This window comes from Streptomyces calvus (assembly GCF_006782915.1).
GTDB lineage: Bacteria > Actinomycetota > Actinomycetes > Streptomycetales > Streptomycetaceae > Streptomyces > Streptomyces calvus.
The window spans coordinates 1-19,926 of the sequence record NZ_VCNP01000023.1 but is presented as its reverse complement, the minus strand read 5'-3'; the positions used below and the strand labels follow the sequence as shown (position 1 = coordinate 19,926).

Sequence of the window (19,926 nt, the reverse complement as noted above, 5' to 3'; positions counted from 1 at the left end):
CGCCCCCGTGTCCCTCCGCCCGTCCGTCCCCCGCTCGCAAGGAGAGCCCTGCCATGACCGACGACCTCGTACCGTCCCTCGGCCGCTGGCGCCTGTGGGAGCAGTTCGCGCTGCGCGGCCCCGGCTTCCCCGCCGACGGGGTACTGCGGCTGGCCCCGGCCGGACTGGCCGAGGCGGCCGACAAGTTCGACGCGGACGCCCCCCTCGACGGCGCCGGCTGGGAGGACTTCGCCCGCCTCTTCGCCGATGCCGCCGTGGAGACCGCGCACACCCTCCAGGACATCGCCCGCATGCCGTCCTTCCGCGAGGCCGTGGCCTGGCAGAACCGCCCGGTGCTCAGCTCCGGCATCGCGCCGTTCCTGCGCTGGACGCCGGGCGTGGACCAGCGCAGCAGCATGCCCCGCCAGCGCGAGGAGCTGGTCGCCCACTACTGGCAGCGGTTCTGCGTGAAGAACGACACCATAGGCTTCTTCGGCCCCGTCGGCTGGGGCCGCTGGGACGCCGCGACGACCGGCGCCGCCCTCTCCACGGGCTCCGGACTGGTCGCCGAGTCCACCGTCTACTGGGCGAGCTGGGGCATCGACGCGCTCGCCAGGACGCTGGACGCCGACCCCGGCCTGCGGGAGTGGATCGCTCCCCGCCGGGTGCCCTTCGTCACGGTGGACGGCGACCGGGTCCGCGTGCCCGGCAGGCGGCCGGTGACGGTCCCCGCCGGGACCGCGGCCGTCCTCGCCCTCTGTGACGGCGTCCGCCCGGCGCGGGCGATCGCCGCCGCGCTCCCGGATCACGACGTGCCCGCGGTCCTCGCCGATCTGGTCGCCCGCCGCTGGGTGGCGTGGCGCCTGGAGGTACCTGCGGGCACCCACCCGGACCGTGACCTGCGGTCCTGGCTGGAGACCGTCGGCGCGTCCGGACCGCGCCGGCGGGGGCTCGCCGCGCTGGACCGGCTGGAGGAGGGGCGCGCGGCGGTGGCGGCCGCCCGCGACGTGGACGCGCTGGTCGGCGCGCTGACCGATCTGGAGCGGGACTTCACCGAGCTGACCGACACCGCCGCCGTGCGGGAGAAGTCCGCGTCGACCGCGCCGTGCCGGGCGCTCGTGTACCACGACTCCCGCCGGTCCGCGACGGCTCGCCTCGGCCCCGAGGTGCTTCAGGCGCTGCGCCCGCTGCGGCTGCTCATGGACAGCGCCGGATGGCTCACCTCACGGCTCGCCGCCGCGCTGCGGACCGGTATGCGTCCGGTGTACGAACGCCTCGCCGCCGAGGGCCCGGTGGACCTGGCCGCCTTCTGGTTCGCGTGCCTGCCGGTACTGCACGGCACGGTGCGCGCCACCGCCGATGAACTCCAGGAGGAGTTCGCCGCCGGCTGGAAGCGGATCCTGGCGGTCCCCCCGGGCGCCCGCCGCGTGGACGTCCGCTCCGCGGACATCGAGGCGGCGGTGCGGGAGGAGTTCCCCGGTTCCGCCGGCTGGACGGCGGCCCGCTACCTCAGTCCGGACATCATGATCGCCGCCGACGGCACCGAGGCGGTGGCCCGCGGTGACTTCACCCTCGTCCTCGGTGAACTCCACCTGGCCGCCAACACGCTGGGCGCCTCGCTCTTCACCCACCAGCACCCGGACGTCGGCGAACTGGTCCGCCTGACCGACCGGGACCACCCGGGCCCACGTCTGCTGCCGCTGCTCCCCAAGGAGCACCGTGCACGCCTGTCCACGCGGGTCCGGCACACGCTGATACGGCCCCAGGACTACCAGGTCGCCCTGACCGACTTCACCGCGGACCCCACCCGTCCCCGGGCCGTGCGCAGCGCCGACGCCGTCGTCGAGGAGCACGAGGGCGACCTCGTCGTCCGGCTCCCGGACGGTGCGAGGTTCCCGGTGACGGACGTCTTCTCGCACGTCCTGACCACCCTGTCGATGGATCTCTTCCAGCTCCTGCCGCAGGACGACCACACTCCGCGCGTCACCGTCGACCGACTGGTGGTGGCCCGGGAGACCTGGCGACTGCCCGCGGCCGAGGCCGACTTCACCGACGTCAAGGACGAGGCCCGCCGCTTCGTCCTCGCCCGCCGCTGGCGCGCCCGACTCGGCCTGCCCCGTTACGTCTTCGTCGTCTCGCCGGCCGAGTCCCGGCCGTTCTACGTCGACTTCGACAGTCCCGTCTACGTGACGATCCTCGCCAAGGCGCTGCGCCGGCTGGGCCGCCGGGACCCGCAGGGCACGGTCACGTTCACGGAGATGCTGCCCACTCCGGAGCAGACCTGGCTCCGCGACGACGAGGGACGGCGGTACACCTCGGAACTGCGCTTCGTCGCCTTCGACACGGGCACGGACTGACCTGGGCCGCCGCCTCGGGGCCCGCCCCGTAGCCGGCGTGCGGGAACGGGCCGGTGACCCCGCCCGACGGGCTGCGGCGGCCGGCTGCGGCCCGTCGGCCCGAGTCCGCGCAGGGCAGCACCTCGCGGACCACTCTGCCCAAGAGGCCGGCGGCATGCAGCTGTTGGACCAGCCGGACGAGGTGGACGGTGGTGTCGACGCCGACAGCCCCGGTCCATGTCGCCGGCCGGGCCGAGTCGACCCGTCAGCAGGAGTCGTCCCCGCACACGGGGCCGGGAGCGGATGCGGCAGAGGGACGTCAAGCGCGCACCGACGGATTATGATCTTGGCCATGCCCGTGCGGAACGATGACAAGACCCTTTCACGCAAGCAGAGGCTTCAGGAGAAGCAGCGCCGCCAGTTGGCGGTGGTCGACACCGTGGACAAGGCCGAGGCGAAGGTCCGCAAGGCAGAGGTCGAATTGGCCGGTGCTGTCACCGAGGCCGTGCAGGTGTTCGGCGACGAGCAGTCCGCTTCCGAAGGGCTCGACATGCCGGTCGAGGCCATCCGGCGCTTCCTCGCCATGGCGCAGGACGAAGCGGCCGGTGCCGGCGACGCCGTCGGCGCGTCCTGAGCCCGGCCCGCCGCAGGGCGGCGAGATGCCGGCGGGCGACCGCCGGAGTGAGGTCGATCGAGCGACCTGCTGTACGCGCTACGGGGCCGACTTCGGCGGCGCCGCCTCGGACGGTTCCTTTTTCAAGGCGTTGACCTGCGCGGACTCCTCGTGGCCGCCGTCCAGAAGTGCTCGACGATCCGGTCGAGGAACTCCCGGCCGCCCTCGCCCGCGTCGCCGTGGCCGCCGCCCCAGCTGAGGGTGGCGGCCATCCGGCCCTGGTAGTCCCGGTGCAGCCGGTGGAGCACCCCCTCCACCAGCCGCCGCTCCAGCGGGACGACCTTCAGGACCGGCCGGACGTACGCCTGCCAGCGTGTGGTCGCCGCACTGCGCAGCAGTTCCGCGAGCGCCTCCTCCCGGCCGGTGACGGTGACGACATCGGCCGGTGACAGGGAGAGCAGCCGGGTCAGGGCGGCGGACTGCCGCTCGGTGCCGCGCCACCGGCCGGTCTCCTCCATCCGCAGATAGGCGTGGATCTCCTGGCCGACGGCCCGGGCGACGTCCTCGGGCGCGAGACCGCGTGCCACGCGGTGCTCGCGCAGGGTGCGCGGCCGTCCGATGAGTTCGCCGGGCGAGCACCACAACACGCCCGCCAGCGCGGTCAGTTCGGTGTGGGACGGGCCGGCCGTGCCGCGTTCCCAGGCGGTGACGAGCCCCGGAGTGACGTACGGCAGCCCGTAGGAGGCGCGCAGGGTGTGGGCGACGTGGTCCGGGCCCAGGCCGAGCGCGGTGCGCAGCCGGCGGGCGGCGGGGGCGTTGAACGGCGGGGGCGGAAGGTGGTCGGTACGAGCGGAAGGTCGGTGCACGGCCCACAAGCTAGGGGCGCCCGGCCAGGGGCGACTACGGTCTGTTCGGCCAGGATCACTGATTGTAGGAAGGTACGGCTACCGGCCGGTTCGACGGCCGTGTTCCGGAACGGCCCGCGAGCGGACGTCCCGTCGTGCCCGACGGAGGCGGTCAGGAACGGCAAGCTCAATGGGCATATGCGCACCTCGGGCCCCGGTCGCGTCACGCCCTCCCGCTCGAACGCGTGCCCGCGGCACTCGAATCCCCGTACGGCCACCGGGCGCGACCGGGCTCCAGGACCCGGCCGCGCACACGGCGCAAACCCACCGCCCCGCTCACCCCTTGACCGCCCCGCCCAGCGCGAACCCGCCGCCCAGCCGGCGCGCGATCAGCACGTACAGCAGGATCACCGGCGTCGAGTAGACGATCGAGAACGCGGCGAGCTGCCCGTACGCCACCATGCCGCGGTTGCCGAAGAAGTCGTTGATGCTCACGGACGCCGGCATCAGGTCCGGGCTGAGCAGCAGCATGAACGGGACGAAGAAGTTCCCCCACATCATCACGAACGAGAAGACGGTCACCACCGCCACGCCCGGCCCCATCAACGGCAGCACGATCCGCGCCAGCGACTGCAGGGACGACGCCCCGTCCGTCCAGGCCGCCTCCTCCAGCTCCTTCGGCACACCGTCCATGAAGTTCTTCATCAGCCAGATGGCGAACGGCAGTTGGGAGGCGGCGAAGAAGAAGATCGTGCCGTGCACGGTGTCGATCAGGTTCACCTGCACGAACAGCGCGTACACCGGCACCATGATCGCGGTGATCGGCAGGCTCGTCGCGAACAGGATCGTCAGCAGGAACGGCCGGTTGAGCCGGGAGCTGAACCGGGAGAGCGGATAGGCCGCCAGCGCGGCGCACACCACGGTGAGCGCGGTCCCGCCGCCGCACAGGACCAGGCTGTTCAGCAGCGGTGTGAAGGTGATCTCCTCGGTGAGGATCGCGTCGAAGTGGTCCAGGGTGAGCCCGTCGGGGGCCTTCACCCGCAGACCGGCGTGCGGGTCCAGCGCGGACAGCACCACCCAGGCCAGCGGCAGGACGAACGCGGCGGCGACGGCCAGGAGCCCGGCGTCGGCCGCGAGGCGCCGGACGGTGCGGCGCGAGGAGAGTCGCATGGCGGGTCAGACCTCCGTCCGCAGCAGCCGCAGATAGACGAGCGAGAACAGCGAGCCGACCAGCAGGAGCAGCAGCGCGACGGCCGTGCCGTAGCCGATCAGGCTGTTCTGGAAGGCCTGTTCGTACATGAACAGCGGCAGCGTCTGGCTCTTCCCGCCGGGACCGCCCCGCGTCATCACCCAGATCAGCCCGAACACCGACAGCGTCTGCAGCGTGTTGAGCATCAGGTTGGTGCCGATGGAGCGCCGGATCATCGGCAGCGTGATGTGCCACATGCGGCGCCAGCCGCCGGCGCCGTCGACCTCGGCCGCCTCGGTGACCTCCTGCGGGATCTCGTTCAGCGCGGCCGAGTACACCAGCATCGAGAACGCCGTCCCGCGCCACACGTTGGCGAAGGACACCGCGAGGATCGGCAGCGTGAACAGCCAGTTCTGCGACGGCAGGTGCAGCCAGTCCAGCACCGCGTTGAGCGTCCCCTCGCGGCGGAAGAACGCGTACAGCAGGAACCCGGCGACGACCTCCGGCAGCACCCACGCGGTGACCACGATGCCGCCGGTGAGCGTGCGCACCGGCTTCGACGCCCGCCGCATCAGCGCGGCCAGCGCCAGCCCCAGCGTGTTCTGCCCGACCAGTGACGACAGCACGGTGAACACCAGCGTCAGCCACACGGCGTTGAGGAACGCCTCGTCCCCGAACGCCCGCCGGAAGTTCTCCAGGCCGACGAACGACTCCTCGGCCTGACCGGTCAGTTGGAGGTCGGTGAACGCGATGAGGACGCAGTACGCGATCGGCCCCGCCAGGAACAGCAGCAGCAGGGCCAGCGCGGGCGTCAGCGGCAGGAAGCGGGGGAGGATGCGGCGCATCCCGTCGCTCACTTCCCGGTGACCTGGTTGTCGGTGGCGTCCTTCAGGGCGTCGTCGTAGCCGCGCGCGGCCTCCTCGACCGACAGGTCGCCCGTGGTCACGCCCTCCATCGCCTCCTGGATGGCCGTGGAGACCTTCGGGTACGCCGGGTACGCGGGCCGGTAGTGAGTGTGCTCCACCAGGTCGGTGAAGAACCGGATGCCGGGCTGTGCCTCGGCGTACGCCGGGTCGTCGGCCACGTCCTGACGGACCGCGATGCCGGAGTTGGCGACGTACCACTTCTGCGCGTTGGCCCTGGTCTGCAGGGTCTTGATGAACTCGAAGGCCAGGTCCGGGTTGGCCGCCTTGGCGGGGATGGACCAGGTCCAGCCGCCGGACATGCTCACCCGGCCCGGTGCCTGACCGTGCTGCGTGGGCATCGCCGCGAACCCCAGCTCCTCGGACCACTCGGGCCATTCGTGCCCGCTGCCCTCCAGCCAGTCCTGCGGCAGCCAGGAGCCGTCCAGCGCGATGCCGAGCCTGCCCTGCGGCAGCCACTCGCCGCGCACCCGGGTGCCGACGTTGGGGTCCAGGGCGTCGGAGACGTCCGGGCCGAGCTTCTCCCGGTAGACGGTCTCCACGAAGGCCAGGGAGTCCCGGAAGCCCTTCCCCGCGGTGATCCACTTCTTGGCGGCCCTGTCGTACAGCGGGTCCGAGCCGCCGTCGCCGGTGCCGTAGAGGAGCATCTCGAAAGTCTGCATGGTGGCGGCCTCACCGACCGGTTTGCCGGTGTAGACGTTCAGCGGGATGACGTCCGGCACCTCCTTCTTGATGGTGCGGGCCGCCTCCAGGACGTCGTCCCAGGTCCGCGGCTGCCAGTCGGCGGGCAGCCCGGCCTCGGCGAAGACGTCCTTGCTGAACCACAGTCCGCGCGTGTCGGTGCCGTCCGGCACGCCGTACGTCTTCCCGTCCTCCCCGCGGGCGGCGGCCTTGGCGGTGTCGATGAACCGGTCCCAGTCCTTCCACTTCGCCAGATACGGGTCGAGCGGCTTCAAGTACCCACTGGTGATGTCGGAGTTGATGAGGAAGGTGTCCTCGTAGACCAGGTCGGGCGCGGTCCTGGGGGAGCGGAGCATCTGCTGGAGCTTGGTGTAGTACTCGGCGTCCGGCGCCTTGATGGGGACGAGCTCCACCTTCTTGCCGGGGTTCGCCTTCTCGAACTGCTCCTTGATGTCCGCCAGATAGGTGTCCATCACCTTGACGGAGTTGTCCGTGGACTGCTTGAAGGACACCTTCAGCGTGTCCGGATCGGCGCCGGACCCGCCTTGGCAGGCGGTCAGCACCAGCGGGGTGACGGCGGCGAGGGCGACGAACGCGGTGAGACGGGCGCTCGAGCGGGAGCGGGCGGCGGTGGGGCGCACGGGCACGACCTCCTACGGGCACACGACGCTGTGGCCTGGACGGCTGCGTGGTGAACGTAAGAGGTCTGGTCCAGTCGGGTCAATGCGTGTGCGCCGGATTGCGTCCGGTGCCCGGTGAAGGCTTCGTGCGCCTCAACTCCCGGTCACCCACCGGTACTGCAGCTCCGGCCGCCCCACCGTGCCGTACTGCGGGCGCCGGGCCGCGCGCCCCGCCTCCACCAGGTGCTCCAGATAACGGCGGGCGGTGATGCGGGAGATGCCCACCGCCTCCGCGACGCCCGCGGCCGTCAGTCCCTCGCCGGCGTCCCGCAGCGCCACGGTCACCCGCTCCAGCGTCGGCGCGCTCAGTCCCTTGGGCAGGGCGGCCGGACCGGGTGCGCGCAGCGCGGCCAGCGCCCGGTCCACCTCGTCCTGCCCGCTGGCCTCGCCCACCGCCGCGTGGAACTCGGCGTACCGCACCAGACGGTCCCGCAGCGTCGCGAACGTGAACGGCTTCAGCACGTACTGCACGACCCCGAGCGACACCCCCTCGCGCACCACCGCGAGGTCCCGGGCCGAGGTCACCGCGATCACGTCCGCATGGTGTCCGGCCGCCCGCAGCGAGCGGGCCAGCTGCAGCCCGTGCACATCGGGCAGGTGCAGATCGAGGAGCAGCAGATCGACGGGCGTGCGGTCCAGCGCCCGCCGCGCCTCCGCACCGGAGTGCGCCTTGCCGACGGCGACGAACCCCGGCACCCGGCCGACGTACAGCACATGCGCGTCGGCGGCCACCGGGTCGTCCTCGACCACCAGCACCCTGATGGGCTGCCCGCTCATACGGCGCCTCCCGGGCCCTGCGCGACGGCGGCCTCCCTCAGCGGCAGCCGCACCTCGAACACCGCGCCGCCCTCCTCCCCGGAGGACACCGACAGCGCCCCGCCGTGCCGCGCCACCGCCTGCCGCACGAGGGCCAGGCCCAGGCCCCGCCCGCCGGGCCCGGACGGCTTGGTCGTGAAGCCGCGCCGGAAGACCGCCTCCGTGTGCTCCGGGTCCACCCCGGGACCGGTGTCGGACACCCGCAGGACCAGCTCCGAGCCGTCCTCGGTCAGCGCCGTCACCGTCACCCGCGGGTGCAGCCCGCCCTGCGCCGCGTCCACGGCGTTGTCGATCAGGTTGCCGAGGATGGTGACCAGGTCCCGGGCGGGCAGGGTGTCCGGGAGCAGACCGTCGTCCAGCCGGCTGTCGGACGACACCACCAGCTCCACGCCCCGCTCGTTGGCCTGCGCCGTCTTGCCCAGCAGCAGCGCCGCCAGCACCGGCTCGCTCACCGCCGCCACCACCTGGTCGGTGAGGGCCTGCGCCAGTTCCAGTTCGGCGGTCGCGAAGTCCACCGCCTCCTCGGCCCGGCCCAGCTCGATCAGCGAGACCACGGTGTGCAGCCGGTTCGCCGCCTCGTGCGCCTGGGAGCGCAGCGCCTGGGTGAAGCCCCGCTCCGAGTCCAGTTCGCCCATCAGCGACTGCAGCTCGGTGACGTCCCGCAGCGTCACCACCGAGCCGCGCTGCTGGCCGCCGGTGACCGGCGAGGTGTTCACCACCAGCACCCGGTCCGCGGTCAGGTGCACCTCGTCCACCCGGGGCTCCGAGGCGAGCAGCGCGCCCGTCAGCGGCGCCGGAAGACCCAGCTCCGCGACCGATCTGCCCACCACGTCCTCCTCCTGCGCCACACCCAGCAGCTCCCGGCCGCCGTCGTTGATCAGCGCCACCCTGTACTGCCCGTCCAGCATCAGCAGCCCCTCGCGCACGGCGTGCAGCGCGGCCTGATGGTAGTCGTGCATGTGACTGAGCTCGGTCGCGTTCATGCCGTGGGTGTGCCGGCGCAGCCGGGCGTTGACGACGTACGTGCCGATCGCGCCGAGTCCGAGCGCGCCGACCGCGACCAGGATCAGGGCGGTCAGCTGTTCCTGGGCGCGCTCGCTGATCTCCTCGACCTTTATGCCCGCGCTGACCAGGCCGACGATCCGCTCGCCGTCCCGGACCGGGGTGACGGCGCGGACCGACGGGCCGAGGGTACCGGTGTAGGTCTCGGTGAAGGTGCCGCCGCGCAGCGCCGGGGCCGTGTGGCCCTGGAAGACCAGGCCGATCTGCTCGGGATCGGGGTGGGTCCAGCGGATGCCCCGCGGATCCATGATCGTGACGAAGTCGATGTCGGTGTCGCGCACCACCGCCAGCGCGTACGGCTGGAGCCGGGCGGAGGGGTCGGAGGTGCGGATCGCCTCCCGTACGGAGGGGGAGTCGGCGACCGTGCGGGCCACGGAGGTGGCCTGGCGGACCGCCGCCTGCTCGGCCTGGCTGCGGTCGCTGACGTAGGTGAACAGCGCGTACCCGGCCACCACGACCGCGAGGAGCACGGCCTGGATGGCGAAGAGCTGGCCCGCGAGACTGCGGGGCCGGGGGACGGGGATGCGCATGCCGCCAGTCTGCCTCCCGGCCCCACGGTGAACTAAATGAACGGAAGGGTGACCGCGCTCACAAGGCACGACATAGTCACGGCATTCCCCGAACACCCATCCCCCGGACGTGAGCCGCACGCCGGTGATGCCGACGACGTCGTCAAGGAGGGCCGCCGTGACCAGCACATCCGCTACGGCACCTGCCGAACCCAAGGCCAAGCGGGACCGCACGCACTATCTCTACATCGCGGTGATCATCGCGGTCGCCCTCGGTATCGCCGTCGGTCTGATCGCCCCCGACTTCGCGGTCGAGCTGAAGCCGATCGGCACCGGGTTCGTCAACCTGATCAAGATGATGATCTCGCCGATCATCTTCTGCACCATCGTGCTGGGCATCGGCTCCGTGCGGAAGGCCGCCAAGGTCGGCGCGGTCGGCGGCATCGCGCTGGGCTACTTCATGGTGATGTCGGTCGTCGCGCTGGGCATCGGCCTGGTCGTCGGCAACATCCTGGACCCGGGCACCGGCCTCGCGATCACGGACACGGTCAAGGAGACCGGACACGCCCAGATCGACACGGAGGCGAAGAGCACCACCGAGTTCCTGCTCGGCGTCATCCCCACCACGATCGTGTCCGCCTTCACCCAGGGCGAGGTCCTGCAGACCCTGCTGATCGCCCTGCTGTGCGGCTTCGCGCTGCAGGCCATGGGCAGCGCCGGCCAGCCGATCCTGCGCGGCATCGAGCACATCCAGCGCCTGGTCTTCCGGGTCCTGGCCATGATCATGTGGGCCGCCCCGGTCGGTGCCTTCGGCGCCATGGCCGCGGTCACCGGCTCCGCCGGCCTGGACGCGCTGAAGAGCCTCGCGGTGCTGATGCTCGGCTTCTACGTCACCTGCGTGCTGTTCATCTTCGTGGTGCTCGGCGCGATGCTGCGGATCGTCGCCGGCCTGAACATCTGGACCCTGTTCCGGTACCTCGGCCGTGAGTTCCTGCTGATCCTGTCCACCTCCTCCTCCGAGTCGGCGCTGCCGCGCCTCATCGCGAAGATGGAGCACCTGGGCGTCAGCAAGCCGGTGGTCGGCATCACCGTCCCGACCGGCTACTCGTTCAACCTCGACGGCACCATGATCTACATGACCATGGCCTCGCTGTTCATCGCCGACGCCATGGGCACGCCGATGTCGATCGGCGAGCAGATCCCGCTGCTGCTGTTCCTGCTGGTCGCCTCGAAGGGCGCCGCCGGTGTCACCGGCGCCGGTCTGGCGACCCTGGCCGGCGGTCTGCAGTCGCACAAGCCGGCCCTGGTGGACGGCATCGGCCTCATCGTCGGCATCGACCGCTTCATGAGCGAGGCGCGCGCCCTGACCAACTTCGCGGGCAACGCGGTCGCCACCGTGCTGGTCGGCACCTGGACCAAGGAGATCGACAAGGAGCGGGTCGCCGAGGTCCTCGCCGGCCGGGCGCCCTTCGACGAGAAGACGCTGCTGGACGACCACGGCACCGCCGGTTCCGACGACTCCCGCGCCGAGCCGGCCGAACCCGGCGGCGAGAAGGAGCTCGCCAAGGCCTGACCGGCCGACACGCCTCCACGACCCCGGGCGGCTGGGTGTTCCCCCGTCGCACAGCCGCCCGGCCTCCGGGGGCCCCGCTGCCCTTGCCGGGGTCCCCGCACCGCCGAGCGGCCAGGCTCTCCCCCGTGAGCCCGGCCGCTCGGTCTTTTCCGTCCCGTCGTCTCCGCCCTTGCCCTGACGCCGACGTCAAGGCTTACGTTCGGCGGTATGCGAATCGGCGAGCTGGCCGCACGCGCCGGGACCACCACGCGGACGCTGCGGTACTACGAGGCGCGCGGGCTGCTGCCCGCGCGGCGCACGGACAACGGGTACCGGACGTACGACGAGAGCGATCTGCGGCTGCTGCGGCAGATCCGCACGCTGCAGGACTTCGGGTTCGACCTGGAGGAGACCCGGCCCTTCGTGGAGTGCCTGCGGGCCGGCCATCCCGAGGGCGACGCGTGTCCCGCCTCGCTCCAGGTGTACCGGCGCAAGCTGGCCGAGCTCGACGCGTTGATCGGCGAGCTGACGGCGGTCCGGGCGCAGGTGGGGGCGCAGCTGGCGCGGGCGGAGTCGGCGCGGGAGGCGCTGGCGGCCGGGGCGGCGGTTCCGGGAGGTCCGGAACCGGTGTGCGAAATGGGAGGGCGGCAGGGATGAGCAGGGCACGGGGTGTGGCCGAGGTGACCGACGCGGACTTCGCGGCGGAGGTGATGGGGGCGGAACTGCCGGTGCTGGTGGAGTTCACCGCCGACTGGTGCCCGCCGTGCCGGCAGATGGCGCCGGTGCTGAGCGCGCTGGCCGCCGAGGAGGCCGGCCGGCTGAAGGTGGTCCAGCTGAACGTGGACGCCAATCCGGACACGACCCACGCGTACAAGGTGCTGTCGATGCCGACCTTCATGGTGTTCCGCGACGGTGAGCCGCTGCGGTCCATGGTGGGCGCAAGGCCCAAGCGGCGGCTGCTGGAGGAGCTGGCGGACGTTCTCTGACCTGCGACGCGGCCGCGAAACGGCACGAGAAAACCCCCGGGCAATTGCGTCCGGGGGTTTTCTCTGCGTATATTCATTGATTCGCGACTTCACGAGAAAAGAAGTCGCGTGGAAGCTCAATGAGCACAGTATATCCGGGCGGGAGTGGAATTGTCAAACAGCGAATTTCCGGACGATGAATTGCGCCGGGAACAGGAATTCATCGACGGACTGTACGCACGCGTGGACGTCCTGCGCGGCGACGCCGAGGTCTCCGTCACGGACGCGCTCGCCCAGGGCGACACCCCCATGCAGGCGCGACTGGAGCGGGACATCCTCGTCGCCGAACGCTCCGGGCTGCTCGCCGCGCTGAACGCGGTGGACGGCTCCCTCTGCTTCGGCCGCATCGACCTCGCCTCCGGCGACACCCACCACATCGGCCGCATCGGCCTGCGCGCCGACGACGCCGACCGCACCCCGGTCCTCATCGACTGGCGCGCCGACGTCGCCCGCCCCTTCTACCTGGCCACCGGCCTCACCCCGATGGGCCTCAGGCGCCGCCGGCACATCTCCACCGAGGGCCGCCGGGTCACCGCCCTGCACGACGAGATCCTCGACCTCGGCGACGAGACCCGCACCGGCCACGAGGACCCCACCGGCGACGCCGTGCTGCTCGCCGCCCTCAACTCCGCGCGCACCGGCCGCATGGGCGACATCGTGCGCACCATCCAGGCCGACCAGGACCGCATCATCCGCGCCCCGCACCGCGGCGTCCTCGTCGTCGAGGGCGGCCCCGGCACCGGCAAGACCGCCGTCGCCCTGCACCGCGCCGCCTACCTCCTCTACGAGCACCGCGAACTCCTCGCCCGCCGCGCCGTCCTCATCGTCGGCCCCAACCCGGCGTTCCTCGGCTACATCGGCGAGGTACTGCCCAGCCTCGGCGAGACCGGGGTGCTGCTGGCGACCGTCGGCGAGCTGTTCCCCGGCGTGCGGACCACCCGGACCGACACCCCGGAGGCCGCCGCCGTCAAGGGCCGCGCGGAGATGGCCGACGTCCTCGCCGAGGTCGTACGCGACCGGCAGGCGCTGCCCGACCCGGTGATCACGATCGAGCACGACCGCGAGATCCTCATGCTGGACGACGGCCTGGTGACGGTCGCCCGCGAACGCACCCGCGCCGCCAAGCTGCCGCACAACGCGGCCCGGGAGCACTTCGAGGGCCACATCCTCAACGCGCTCACCGACATGGTCGCCGAACGCATCGGCACCGACCCCTACGACGGCTCCAACCTCCTCGACCCGAGCGACATCACCCAGATCCGCGACGAACTCGCCGAGAACCCCGAGGTCTGGTCCGCCATCGACCGGCTGTGGCCCCGGCTCACCCCGCAGCGCCTGGTCGCCGACTTCCTCGCCGCACCCGAGGGCTACCTGTCCGACGAGGACGCCGCCGCGGTCCGCCGCCCGGTCACCCGGCACTGGACGGTCGCCGACGTGCCCCTGCTGGACGAGGCCGCCGAACTCCTCGGCGAGGACGACCGGCTCGCCCGCGAGCGGGCGGAACGCGAGCGGCAGACGCAGATCGCGTACGCGCAGGGCGTGCTGGACGTCTCCTACGCCTCCCGGACCTTCGAGTTCGAGGACAAGGAGGACGACGACCCCGAGTCCTCCGAGGTGCTGTCCGCGCACGACATCATCGACGCCGAACGCTTCGCCGAGCGGCACGAGGAGGAGGACCACCGCAGCGCCGCCGAACGGGCCGCCGCCGACCGCACCTGGGCGTTCGGGCACATCATCGTCGACGAGGCGCAGGAGCTGTCCCCGATGGCCTGGCGGCTGCTGATGCGCCGCAGCCCCACCCGCTCGATGACCCTGGTCGGCGACCCGGCCCAGACGTCCGAGGCGGGTGGTGTCGGCGCCTGGGCGGACATCCTCGGCCCGTACGTGGAGGACCGCTGGGAGCACACCCGGCTCGGCGTCAACTACCGCACCCCGGCCGAGATCATGGACGTCGCCGCCGCCGTGGTCCGCGCCGAGCACCCGGACTTCGAGCCGCCCGGCTCGGTCCGCTCCACGGGCGTGCGCCCCTGGGCCCGCGCCACCGACGACCTGCCCGGCGCCGTCGCCGAGGCCGTCGCGGAACTCACCCCGGCGGAAGGCCGCCTCGCCGTCATCGCCCCGCGCGAGACGCACCGCGCCCTGGCCGCCCGCCTCGACGGCGTGACGGCGGGCGCGGAACCCGACCTGACGCACGACGTGGTCCTGCTCGACCCGCGCCAGGCCAAGGGGCTGGAGTTCGACTCGGTCCTCGTCGTCGAGCCGGGCCGCTACGGCACCAGCGACCTGTACGTGGCGCTCACCCGCGCCACGCAGCGGCTCGGCGTGCTGCACACCGGGCCGCTGCCGCGGGCACTGGCCGACGCGCTCGCCTAGGGTCTGCCGTCCGGATCGTCCCGGTGCCGCAGGGCGGCCGGTGGGCACCGCGCCTCACGGCCGGGCCGGTCCGAACGACGGCCCCGGCGCGTCCCCGCGGTCAGGCGGGGCGCAGCCACACCGTCGCCAGGGGCGGCAGGGTCAGCCGGATGCTCGCCGGCAGGCCGTGCCGTCCCTGCGGCTCCGGCTTGACCGGGTCCGGGTGGGTGACGCCGCTGCCGCCGTACCGGCCGGCGTCGGTGTTCACCACCTCGTGCCAGGCTGGCACGTCGTCGGGAACGCCGATCCGGTAGTCGTGCCGGACGACCGGCGCGAAGTGGCACACCGCGAGCAGCGGGGAGCCGTCGCCGTCGTACCGCAGGAAGGCGAGCACGTTGTCCTCGGCCGCATCCCCGGTCACCCACCGGAAGCCGTCCGGCTCGGTGTCCCGCTGCCACAACGCCGCAGTGTTCCCGTAGACGGTGTTGAGGTCGCGCACCAGGTCGCGCACCCCGCGGTGGTCGGCCTCGGCCCCGTAGTGCGGGTCCAGCAGCCACCAGTCCGGGCCGTGCGCCTCGGACCACTCCGCTCCCTGCGCGAACTCCTGCCCCATGAACAGCAGTTGCTTGCCCGGGTGGGCCCACATGAAGCCGAGGTAGGCGCGCAGGTCGGCCCGCTGCTGCCACCAGTCGCCGGGCATCTTCGACACCAGGGACCGCTTGCCGTGCACCACCTCGTCGTGGGAGATCGGCAGTACGTAGTTCTCGCTGTACGCGTACACCATCGAGAAGGTCATCTCGCCGTGGTGGTACCGGCGGTGGACCGGCTCGTGGCTCATGTACTGCAACGAGTCGTGCATCCAGCCCATGTTCCACTTCAGCCCGAACCCGAGGCCGCCGAAGCCGCTCGGGCCCTTGTGGTGGGTGGCCCGGGTGACGCCGTCCCAGGCGGTGGACTCCTCCGCGATCGTCACCACGCCCGGCACCCTGCGGTACACGGTGGCGTTCATCTCCTGGAGGAACGCCACCGCGTCCAGGTTCTCCCGGCCGCCGTGCTCGTTCGGCGTCCACTGGCCCGGCTCGCGCGAGTAGTCGAGGTAGAGCATCGAGGCGACGGCGTCCACCCGCAGCCCGTCGATGTGGAACTCCTCGCACCAGTAGAGGGCGTTCGCCACCAGGAAGTTGCGCACCTCGCGCCGCCCGAAGTCGAACTCCAGGGTGCCCCAGTCGGGGTGGGCGGCCCGCAGCGGGTCCTCGTGCTCGTACAGCGGCCGGCCGTCGAACTCGGCCAGCGCCCACTCGTCGCGCGGGAAGTGCGCCGGCACCCAGTCCATGATCACGCCGATGCCGGCCCGGTGCAGCGCGTCCACCAGGTACCGGAAGTCGTCGGGGCTGCCGAGCCGGGCCGTCGGCGCGTAGAAGCCGGTGACCTGGTAGCCCCAGGAGCCACCGAAGGGATGCTCGGCGACCGGCATCAGCTCCACGTGCGTGAAGCCGAGGTCCTTGACGTACGCGGGGAGCTGCTCGGCCAGCTGGCGGTACGTCAGTCCGGGGCGCCAGGAGGCCAGGTGCACCTCGTACACGGAGAGCGGCGCCTTGTGCGCCGGCACCTCGGCGCGGCGCTCCAGCCACTCGGCGTCGCCCCACTCGTAGGCGGAGGAGGTGATGACGGACGAGGTGGCCGGGGGCACCTCGGTGCGGCGGGCCAGCGGGTCGGCGCGCAGCGTCTTCGAACCGTCCGGCCGGGTGATCTCGAACTTGTACAGCTCGCCCTCGCCGACGCCCGGCACGAACAGCTCCCAGACGCCCGTCGAGCCCAGCGACCGCATGGGGAAACCGGTGCCGTCCCAGAAGTTGAAGGTGCCGGCCACCCGCACACCGCGCGCGTTCGGCGCCCACACCGAGAACCGGGTGCCGGTGACGCCCTGGTGGGTCATCGGATGCGCGCCCAGCACGGTCCACAGCTCCTCGTGCCGGCCCTCGCCGATCAGATGCAGGTCCAGCTCGCCGAGAGTGGGCAGGAACCGGTAGGCGTCCTCGGTCTCCAGCACCGTCCCCTCGTACGTCACGAGCAGCCGGTACGCCGGGACCTCGCGCAGCGGCAGCAGGCCGGAGAAGAAGCCGTCCCCGTCGTCGTGCAGCTCGACGGTGAGGCCGCCGGAGACGACGCCCACCGCCAGGGCGTACGGCTTGAACACCCGGAAGACGACACCGCCGGGCACCGGGTGCGCGCCGAGCACGGAGTGCGGGGCGTGGTGCGTGCCGTCCCGCAGCCGCTCCCGGTCGGCGGAGGCCACGGCGGGGGACACGGCGATCTCGTTCTCGGGCGGCACGGACTGCGTGGCGGCGGCGTCCGGCACCATCCCGGAGGCCCCGGAGGCCCCGGAGGTCCGTCCGGCCGCACCCTGCGCCGCCGCGCTCTGCTTCGCGGGCCCCTCGACCGCCGCCGTCCTCCCGGGCGCGCTCGTCTTCGCCGCCGTCCTCCCGGCAGCCGTCTTCTTCGCCACTGTCTTCTTCGCCGCCGTCTTCTTCGCCGCGGCCTTCTTGGCGACCGCCTTCCTGGCCGCGGCCTTCTCCGGTGGCGCCGCGTTCTCGGAGGGCGCGGCCGTCTTCCTCGCCGCCGGTTTCCCGGCGGCGGGCCGCGCCGCCGCGCCGGCCTTCTGCGCGGCCGACTGTGGCGTGGCCGCCTTCTTCCGGGCGGGTGCCGGCGGCTCGGCGCGCCGCTGCTCGGCCGGCTGCTCCGGGAACGGACCGCTGGACTCGGGGCGGGGGGTCACGGGCGAAGCCTCCTGGGCGAACGTCGGACGGTCACGTCGGTTCGGGCGCGGCCAGCCGCTGCACGGCCGCCATCGGAACGGGGAGCCAGTCGGGGCGGTGCCGGGCCTCGTAGACCACCTCGTAGACCGCCTTGTCGGTCTCGTAGGCGCGCAGCAGCACCGGGTCGGTGCGCGGGTCCCGGCCTGCGGCCTCCGCGTACCCGGAGCAGTACGCCGCCCGGCAGTGCCCCGCCCACTCCGGCTGCGGCGGGTCCACCGAACGCGCCGCGTAGTCGAAGGACCGCAGCATGCCGGCGACGTCCCGCACGGCCGGCTGCGGCATCCGGCGTTCGGCGAGCGGCCGGGCCGGCTCGCCCTCGAAGTCGATCAGCGACCACTCACCGGCAGGCGACCGCAGGCACTGCCCGAGGTGCAGGTCACCGTGGATCCGCTGGGCGGTCCAGGTGCCGCCCTCGGCGGCCAGGTCGTCCAGCGCCGTGTACGCCGAGCGCAGCCCGTCGGCGTACGGCCGCAGCGCGGGCACCGCGTGCACGGCCGCCTCCAGCCGCTCGGTCATGCCGTCCACCATCAGCCGCAGCTGGGAGTGGCCGAGCGAGACCGTCGGCAGCGCGCGGGCCAGCGCGGTGTGCACCTCGGCGGTGGCCCGGCCGAGCAAGCGCGCCTCGGCGACGAAGTCCTCGCCCTTGGCCAGCTCCCGCAGCGCCAGCTCCCAGCCGTCCGTCGCGCCCTGCACGTACGGCTGGAGGACCCCGAGGACGTACGGCTCGGCGGCGGGCGGCGGACCGGGAGCCGGGTCGGTGTCCGCGACCAGCCAGCCCGTGGGCGGCGGCACCCGGGTGCAGCCCTCGCGGGCCAGGGCCAGCGGCAGCTCCAGGTCGGGATTGATGCCGGGCACGACCCTGCGCAACAGCTTCAGGATGAACGTATCTCCGTAGACGACCGACGAGTTCGACTGCTCGGCCGTCACCAGGCGCGGCACCAGCCCGGAGCGGATCTCCTGGCGCGGGTCCCGCTCGAAGCGAAGCCCGCCGATCCGCGCCCGGGTGCGCAGGGCCTCCAGGAGCAGTTCGGCGGGCCGGGTGTCGTGCAGGGCCTCGTAGACCGTCCGTCCGGCCAGCGGGCCCCGTGTGACATGACCGATGAGCGCGGGCGCGAGCCGGGGCGGCAGCGCCTCGCGCACGCCTATCAGCAGCTGGTAGCAGTCGCCGGGCCGCTCCTGGCCGCCGTGGCCCGGCAGCAGCGGCTGATGGGCGCGCACCAGCAGGTGGTACAGGCCCAGCTTGGCCGTGGGCGGCAGCAGCTCGGTGGCCGAGACCAGCGCGAACCCGGTGACCGGGCGGCCCTTGCCCGCGAACCAGCGCTGCCGCGGCAGCCATTCCCGCAGCAGTGGATCCAGTGACGCAAGGAGGCCGGGCGGGAGTGTGACGGTGCGGGTGACGGCTTCCGACATGGCGTCGCGTCCTTTCCCCTCGTCGGCTCGCCGCAGGGGGCGCCGCCGGTGGGCGGGGTGTTACTGATGCGTGCCCCGGGCGGAGCGGGAGAAACCGCCCCGCCCCGGGTTCTACGCGGCGTCCCTGCGGAGCCGGAACCAGTAGAAACCGTGGCCCCCGAGGGTCAGCAGATACGGCAGATCGCCGACGGCCGGGAAGCGCACCCCGCCGAACAGCTCCACCGGATGCCGGCCCCCGAAGGCACTCAGATCCAGCTCGGTGGGTTGTGCGAAGCGTGAGAAGTTGTTGACGCAGAGCACGAGGTCGTCCTCGTATTCGCGGAGGAAGGCGAGGACGGCGGGGTTGGAGGAGGGCAGTTCGGTGTAGGTGCCGAGTCCGAAGGCGGGGTTCTGCTTGCGGATCTCGATCATGCGGCGGGTCCAGTGGAGCAGGGAGGAGGGTGAGGCCATGGAGGCCTCGACGTTGGTGACCTGGTAGCCGTAGACGGGGTCCATGATCGTGGGCAGGAAGAGGCGGCCGGGGTCGGAGGAGGAGAAGCCGGCGTTGCGGTCGGGTGTCCACTGCATGGGGGTGCGGACGGCGTCGCGGTCGCCGAGCCAGATGTTGTCGCCCATGCCGATCTCGTCGCCGTAGTAGATGATCGGCGAGCCGGGCAGGGAGAGCAGCAGGGCGGTGAAGAGTTCGATCTGGTTGCGGTCGTTGTCCAGGAGCGGGGCGAGGCGGCGGCGGATGCCGATGTTGGCGCGCATGCGGGGGTCCTTGGCGTACTCGGCCCACATGTAGTCGCGTTCCTCGTCGGTGACCATCTCCAGGGTCAGCTCGTCGTGGTTGCGCAGGAAGATGCCCCATTGGCAGCCGGAGGGGATGGCGGGGGTCTTGGCGAGGATTTCGGAGACCGGGTAGCGGGACTCGCGGCGGACGGCCATGAAGATGCGGGGCATGACGGGGAAGTGGAAGGCCATGTGGCATTCGTCGCCGCCGGCGCGGTAGTCGCCGAAGTAGTCGACGACGTCCTCGGGCCACTGGTTGGCCTCGGCGAGCAGCACGGTGTCCGGGTACTGGGTGTCGATCTCCTTGCGGACCCGCTTCAGGAAGGCGTGCGTCGCCGGCAGGTTCTCGCAGTTGGTGCCCTCGGCC

At 72.4% G+C, this 19,926-nt stretch carries 15 protein-coding genes; 6 read left to right on the top strand and 9 right to left on the bottom strand.

Annotated features, from left to right (window positions below):
• Nucleotides 1-53: 53 nt before the first annotated feature.
• Together FGW31_RS10170 and FGW31_RS10160 are read left to right on the top strand one after the other, a co-directional pair.
• Nucleotides 54-2,336 carry a lantibiotic dehydratase gene (locus FGW31_RS10170; protein WP_142193066.1) on the top strand — a complete coding sequence of 761 codons (2,283 nt, stop codon included), beginning with the start codon at nucleotides 54-56 and terminating at the stop codon, nucleotides 2,334-2,336.
• Between the two features lie 331 nt (nucleotides 2,337-2,667).
• Nucleotides 2,668-2,949, top strand: coding sequence for a hypothetical protein (locus FGW31_RS10160; RefSeq protein ID WP_233452457.1), 282 nt, complete (start codon nucleotides 2,668-2,670; stop codon nucleotides 2,947-2,949).
• Nucleotides 2,950-3,071: 122 nt separating this feature from the next.
• Here the strand turns inward: FGW31_RS10160 and FGW31_RS10155 are convergent, their stop codons facing one another.
• The 6 genes from FGW31_RS10155 to FGW31_RS10130 form a co-directional block, all read right to left on the bottom strand.
• Nucleotides 3,072-3,803: a helix-turn-helix domain-containing protein gene (locus FGW31_RS10155; protein ID WP_142193064.1), complete on the bottom strand. Its 732-nt coding sequence runs from the start codon at nucleotides 3,801-3,803 to the stop codon at nucleotides 3,072-3,074.
• 306 nt (nucleotides 3,804-4,109) lie between these two features.
• Entirely contained in the window at nucleotides 4,110-4,943 is an 834-nt protein-coding gene (locus FGW31_RS10150; protein ID WP_142193063.1) for a carbohydrate ABC transporter permease, read from the bottom strand.
• Between the two features lie 6 nt (nucleotides 4,944-4,949).
• Nucleotides 4,950-5,807, bottom strand: coding sequence for a carbohydrate ABC transporter permease (locus tag FGW31_RS10145; RefSeq protein WP_142193062.1), 858 nt, complete (start codon nucleotides 5,805-5,807; stop codon nucleotides 4,950-4,952).
• 8 nt (nucleotides 5,808-5,815) lie between these two features.
• Nucleotides 5,816-7,207 carry an extracellular solute-binding protein gene (locus FGW31_RS10140; RefSeq protein WP_142193061.1) on the bottom strand — a complete coding sequence of 464 codons (1,392 nt, stop codon included), beginning with the start codon at nucleotides 7,205-7,207 and terminating at the stop codon, nucleotides 5,816-5,818.
• A 132-nt stretch (nucleotides 7,208-7,339) separates the two neighbouring features.
• Entirely contained in the window at nucleotides 7,340-8,023 is a 684-nt protein-coding gene (locus FGW31_RS10135) for a response regulator (RefSeq protein WP_142193060.1), read from the bottom strand.
• Nucleotides 8,020-9,654 carry a sensor histidine kinase gene (locus tag FGW31_RS10130; RefSeq protein WP_142193059.1) on the bottom strand — a complete coding sequence of 545 codons (1,635 nt, stop codon included), beginning with the start codon at nucleotides 9,652-9,654 and terminating at the stop codon, nucleotides 8,020-8,022. Before FGW31_RS10130 ends, FGW31_RS10135 begins: the two co-directional genes overlap by 4 nt.
• Nucleotides 9,655-9,811: 157 nt before the next feature.
• On the opposite strand from FGW31_RS10130, the gene FGW31_RS10125 reads away from it, so the two are divergent.
• The 4 genes from FGW31_RS10125 to FGW31_RS10110 all read left to right on the top strand — a co-directional run bounded on the left by FGW31_RS10125 (nucleotide 9,812) and on the right by FGW31_RS10110 (nucleotide 14,583).
• On the top strand, nucleotides 9,812-11,206 hold the full coding sequence (locus FGW31_RS10125; protein ID WP_142193058.1) for a cation:dicarboxylate symporter family transporter: 1,395 nt from the start codon (nucleotides 9,812-9,814) through the stop codon (nucleotides 11,204-11,206).
• A gap of 207 nt (nucleotides 11,207-11,413) precedes the next feature.
• Nucleotides 11,414-11,842: a MerR family transcriptional regulator gene (locus FGW31_RS10120; protein ID WP_142193057.1), complete on the top strand. Its 429-nt coding sequence runs from the start codon at nucleotides 11,414-11,416 to the stop codon at nucleotides 11,840-11,842.
• Between the two features lie 14 nt (nucleotides 11,843-11,856).
• On the top strand, nucleotides 11,857-12,171 hold the full coding sequence (locus tag FGW31_RS10115; RefSeq protein ID WP_182675287.1) for a thioredoxin family protein: 315 nt from the start codon (nucleotides 11,857-11,859) through the stop codon (nucleotides 12,169-12,171).
• Nucleotides 12,172-12,351: 180 nt separating this feature from the next.
• Complete coding sequence (locus FGW31_RS10110; protein ID WP_182675284.1) at nucleotides 12,352-14,583, top strand: HelD family protein; 2,232 nt, start codon at nucleotides 12,352-12,354, stop codon at nucleotides 14,581-14,583.
• 100 nt (nucleotides 14,584-14,683) lie between these two features.
• On the opposite strand, the gene glgB is transcribed toward FGW31_RS10110, so the two are convergent.
• From glgB to FGW31_RS10095, 3 genes are all read right to left on the bottom strand, one after another.
• Nucleotides 14,684-16,924: a 1,4-alpha-glucan branching enzyme gene (gene glgB, locus FGW31_RS10105; RefSeq protein WP_220511405.1), complete on the bottom strand. Its 2,241-nt coding sequence runs from the start codon at nucleotides 16,922-16,924 to the stop codon at nucleotides 14,684-14,686.
• Between the two features lie 445 nt (nucleotides 16,925-17,369).
• The gene (locus FGW31_RS10100) at nucleotides 17,370-18,788 is read right to left on the bottom strand and encodes a maltokinase N-terminal cap-like domain-containing protein (protein WP_142193053.1); all 1,419 of its coding nucleotides are present in this window, start codon (nucleotides 18,786-18,788) and stop codon (nucleotides 17,370-17,372) included.
• 111 nt (nucleotides 18,789-18,899) lie between these two features.
• On the bottom strand, nucleotides 18,900-19,926 hold a 1,027-nt coding region (locus FGW31_RS10095; protein ID WP_185907423.1), incomplete at its 5' end, for an alpha-glucosidase C-terminal domain-containing protein.